Annotated in this window: 6 protein-coding genes; 4 read left to right on the forward strand and 2 right to left on the reverse strand. The window is 74.4% G+C overall.

The genetic code is table 11. From position 1 onward, the window contains the following. A partial coding sequence (locus tag ACWJ6R_RS30960; protein WP_449065616.1) for a PP2C family protein-serine/threonine phosphatase occupies positions 1-670 on the forward strand: 670 nt, incomplete at its 5' end. 380 nt (positions 671-1,050) lie between these two features. Next, positions 1,051-2,055, forward strand: a complete 1,005-nt coding sequence (locus tag ACWJ6R_RS30965; protein ID WP_449065620.1) for a GAF domain-containing sensor histidine kinase — start codon at positions 1,051-1,053, stop codon at positions 2,053-2,055. On the opposite strand, the gene ACWJ6R_RS30970 is transcribed toward ACWJ6R_RS30965, so the two are convergent. Together ACWJ6R_RS30970 and arfB are read right to left on the reverse strand one after the other, a co-directional pair. Next, entirely contained in the window at positions 2,015-2,572 is a 558-nt protein-coding gene (locus ACWJ6R_RS30970; RefSeq protein ID WP_449065617.1) for an NUDIX hydrolase, read from the reverse strand. The genes ACWJ6R_RS30965 and ACWJ6R_RS30970 overlap by 41 nt on opposite strands. 102 nt (positions 2,573-2,674) lie before the next feature. Beyond that, positions 2,675-3,094: an alternative ribosome rescue aminoacyl-tRNA hydrolase ArfB gene (gene arfB / locus ACWJ6R_RS30975; RefSeq protein ID WP_449065618.1), complete on the reverse strand. Its 420-nt coding sequence runs from the start codon at positions 3,092-3,094 to the stop codon at positions 2,675-2,677. 200 nt (positions 3,095-3,294) lie between these two features. Between arfB and ACWJ6R_RS30980 the strand changes: the two genes are divergently transcribed. Both ACWJ6R_RS30980 and ACWJ6R_RS30985 read left to right on the forward strand, forming a co-directional pair. After that, positions 3,295-4,131, forward strand: coding sequence for a hypothetical protein (locus tag ACWJ6R_RS30980; RefSeq protein ID WP_449065619.1), 837 nt, complete (start codon positions 3,295-3,297; stop codon positions 4,129-4,131). Between the two features lie 111 nt (positions 4,132-4,242). Continuing rightward, a partial coding sequence (locus ACWJ6R_RS30985; protein WP_449065621.1) for a twin-arginine translocation signal domain-containing protein occupies positions 4,243-4,349 on the forward strand: 107 nt, incomplete at its 3' end.

Consider the following 4,349-nt stretch of genomic DNA (forward strand, 5'->3'; position numbering starts at 1 on the left):
CTGGCGGCCCGCTACCGCCCGGCGCCCGGAGGGCTCGGCGGCCGGAGGGGACTGGTACGACGTGCTGACGCTGGCCGACGGCGCGACCGCGCTGGTCGTCGGCGACGTGGCCGGCCACGACGTGCAGGCCGTCGCGCGGATGGCCCAGCTGAGCAACATGCTGCGGTCCATGGCCTGGGACCGGGTGGAGCCCCCCAGCCTCATCGTGGACCGCCTGGAGAACGCGGTGCTCGCCGTCGGCGAGCCCGCCCTGGCCACCCTGGTCATGGCCCGGGTCGAAGGCCCGGAGGAAGGACCGTGGCAGCTGCACTGGGCCAGCGCCGGGCATCCGCCGCCCCTGCTGGTCACCGAGGACGGCCGCGCCCGCTATCTGGAGTCGGCGCAGAACGTGCTGATCGGAGCGGAGTGGCACGACGTCGGGGACCGCCACGACGCGATCGAACCGCTGCCGGCGCGCAGCACCGTGCTGCTGTACACCGACGGTCTCGTCCACGCGCCGGGGACCGGACTGGACGCCGGCCTGGACCGGCTGCGCCGCCGCGCCGCGGCCCTGGCCCGCCGCTCGGTGGAGGGCTTCTGCGACGAACTCCTGGAGGGCGCGCCGCCCGACGGCGTCGACGACATCGCCCTGCTCGCCCTGCGGGTGCCCGGTCCCGATGAGGACGCATGAGCGCCCCGTACGGCGGAGCCGTCCGCGCCGGGTCCCGGTCCGGCGCCGCGGGCCTGCCCGGTCCGGGAGACGCGGTCGGGACGGGGCCGTGATGACGGAGGCACGGGACCCCGGAGAGGGGGCGGAGCACCTCCGGGAGTCGGACAGGAAGCGACTGGGCGGCACCCGCATCGTGACGGACGAGCAGGGGCCGGGCGGGCGGCGGGAGGACGCCTCCCCTCCGGCTCCCCCGGTCCTCGTGGAGCCCGACTTCTCCGCCCTCGCCACCTCGGCCGCGCTGGCCTGCGAAGCCCCGCTCGCGCTGGTCAGCGTGATCGGGGTCGGCGACCGGCGGCTCACCGGCCGCGCGCGCCGGCGCGGAGGCCCTGGACGAACAGGCGCTGTCCTTCCTTCCCTGCACCATCCAGGGCCGCGAGCTGCTGGAGGTCCCCGACGTCCGCGACGATGCGCGCTTCCGCGACGATCCCGCGGTGGCGGGGGAGCCGGGGGTGCGTTTCTACGCGGGTGTGCCGATGATCGGCCGGTCGGGGAACATCCTGGGCGTGTTCTGCGTGATGGACCACCGCCCCCGCCGCCTCTCCGACGAGCAGCGCCGGATCCTGCGCAGTCTGGCGGCCAGCGCCACCGCGCTGCTGAAGACGTATCGCTACGCCCGCCGGTCCGACCACATCATCCACGGCCTGCAGGAGGTGCAGGACCTCAAGGACCAGTTCCTGCGCACCGTCAACCACGAGCTGCGCACCCCGCTGACCTCGATCCGCGGCTACCTGCAGCTGGTCCGGGAGGGCGGGCTGGACGAGGCCACCGAGCACCGCTTCCTGCAGGTCATCGAGCGCAACAGCGAGCACATCCTGGGGCTGATCGACGAGCTGCTGCTGATGTCCAGCCTCAACGCCCGCACCGCCGTCTTCACCCCCGAACGGGTCGACCTGGTCGCCGTCGTCCGCCGCGCGGTCGGCGACGCCGCCGCGGAGGCGGAGAGCAGAGGCCACACGCTACGGCTGGAGGCGCCGCCCGCGCTGACGGCCTGGGCCGACGCCCGGCGGCTGCAGCACGCGCTGGACCACCTGCTGGAGAACGCGATCAAGTACACCCCGGACGGCGGCACGATCGAGGTCACCGTGACCGCCGACCCCGCGCGCCGCATCCGGATCCGCGACACCGGGATCGGCATCCCGCCCGGCGAGGTGGAGCGGGTCTTCGAGGACTTCTACCGGTCGCGGCAGGCCGAGGACATGACCGGCGGCACCGGGATGGGCCTGCCTCTCGTCGACAAGATCATCCAGTTGCACGGGGGCAGCATCCGCATCGACAGCGAGCCGGGGAAAGGCACCTCCGTGCGCGTCACCCTGCCCGTCCCGCCCTCGGAGCCCGCCCCGGACTGATCTGAGGCGGCCGAGGGCCCGGAGCGCTCCCCGGCCCGGTCGGCGGGGCGGGGAGCGCTCCGGTCAGCCGGCGGATCAGAGTACGGGCGAGCCGGGGTGACGGGCCGCCGGCCAGATAGTCGCCCAGCTCCCGGGGCACGAGGTTGAGGGCGCCGATCTCGCCGGGGTCGAGGGGGACCCGCACCACCTCGTAGACGCCGCGGGCGGGGTCGGTGAACTCCGGGCCGCAGCGCAGGGCGGGGTCCATGGAGACCAGGCGGCAGCCGTACACGTGCTGGAGCTTGACGCCCTCCTCGCGCGGGCAGCGCAGGGTGGTCAGCGGGGTGACGGCCGAGACGGTGGCGCCGAGCTCCTCCAGGAGCTCGCGGTGGAGGGTGTGCTCCAAGGAGGCGTCCTCGGGCTCGACGTGGCCGCCGGGGGCGGACCAGTACAGCTCCTTGCCGGGCACGGTGCGCCGGAACAGCACGAGCCGGTCGTCGTCGAGGAGGACGGCGCGGACACTGGGAACGGGCGGCATCTTCCGGATTCTCGCATCCGCTCCCGCGGGGGTCTCCCCCGGGGAGCCGAACACCGGGACAAGGCCCGGTCAAGCGGGCCCGCGGGGGAGGCGGTGCGGGCCTCAGATGTCGCGGCGGAGCCGCTTGAGGTCGGAGCGGTGCTTCTTGGCTGCGATGCGGCGCTCGACGGCGCCCCTGCTCGGCTTGGTGGGGCGGCGCTTCTTCGGAGGCGGGGCGACGGCCTCGCGCAGGAGCTGCGCCAGGCGCATCTCGGCCGCCTCGCGGTTGCGCAGCTGGGAGCGGAACTCCGAGGCGGCGATGGTGACGACGCCGCCGGTCAGCCGGGAGGCGAGGCGCTCCAGTGCGCGCGTCTTGAGCAGTGGGGGAAGGGCCTCGGTGGCGGCCAGGTCGAAGCTGAGCTCGACGCGGCTGTCGGTGGTGTTGACCCCCTGGCCGCCGGGACCCGAGGAACGCGAGAAACGCCAGTGGAGCTCGGACTCGGGAACGGAGACCGAGCCGCTGATCTGAAGCGGGCCGGGCATGGCGGACGACTCCTTCGGGCAGGGGGTGCATGGTCAGCGTAGCGAGGGGACACACCCGTCGATCAACCGGTTTATGCCCCGTTCGCCCCTTCTCATCGGCCGATGGCCGCTCGTGACGGGCTTGTGGCCCCCGGTTCCTTCCGCCACAGTGATGGCCGGGGCGCAAGCCGTACATGTCGGTGGATGAGGGGCGAGGGCGCGTGGGTGCGATCGTGGGCGTGCACGGGATCGGGAAGTACCGGTACTACCGCGAGGCGGGGAACTCGGTCGCCGGGGCGGAGGCCGCGATGCGCGCCAAGTGGGACCGCTACCTGCACCGGGGGCTCGCCTGCGGGGCGCCGCACGCGGGGGAGCGCTACGTCACCGAGATCGCCTACTACGCCCACCTGCTCGGCGAGCACAAGCAGGACGGCGACCCCCGCGCCGTGCGGAGCATGGCGGCGGGGGAGCAGGAGGTGCTGGTCGCCTGGGCCCGCCAGCTCGACGCGGTCGGCGAGGGGCTGACCGGCGCGCTGCACCTGGTGGCGGGCTGGGTGCTGGAGCGCATGCCGGACCGGGCCGCGGAGTTCGCCGCGCTCTTCGCCCCCGAGGTGGCGGCTTACCTCGCGGCCGGAGGCGAGGCGCGGGCCGGTGCGCGGGCGGCGGTGGCCGAGGTGATCCGGCGCAACCGCCCGAAGGTGGTCATCGCGCACTCCCTCGGCAGCGTGGTGGCCTACGAGACGCTCTGGGCACACCCCGACCTGGAGGTCGAGCTGCTGATCACCCTCGGCAGCCCGCTCGGCATGCGCGACGTGGTCTTCGAGCGCCTGCTGCCGGCCCCGGTGAACGGCCGGGGCGAGCGGCCCCGCCAGGTGCGGCGGTGGGTGAACATCGCCGACCGGCACGACATCGCCGCGATCCCGCCCGCCCTGCGGTCCTGCTTCACCGGGGTCGACCGGGAGGTCCTGGTCGACCTCGACTGGCTCGACTTCCACACCGTGGAGAAGTATCTGGGCTGCGGGGCGCTGGGCGACCAGCTGAGGCCGTACCTGTCCTGACGGTCCGAGCCCGTCCTGACGGCGAGGGCGCGTCCTGCCGTCTCGCGGCTGTTCACCCTGCCTTGACATGCAGGTCACAGCGGGGCCAGGTGGAACGGCTGCACTGGGGGCGTGGAGCAGAAGCCGTCACGCAGAGCCTTCCTGTCCGCCGCCGCGGGTGCCGGCGGCCTGTTGCTCGCCGGGGCCGGGCCCGCCTCGGCGGCCGCCCCGCCGGCGCG

The sequence above is a fragment of the Planomonospora algeriensis genome, assembly GCF_977012225.1.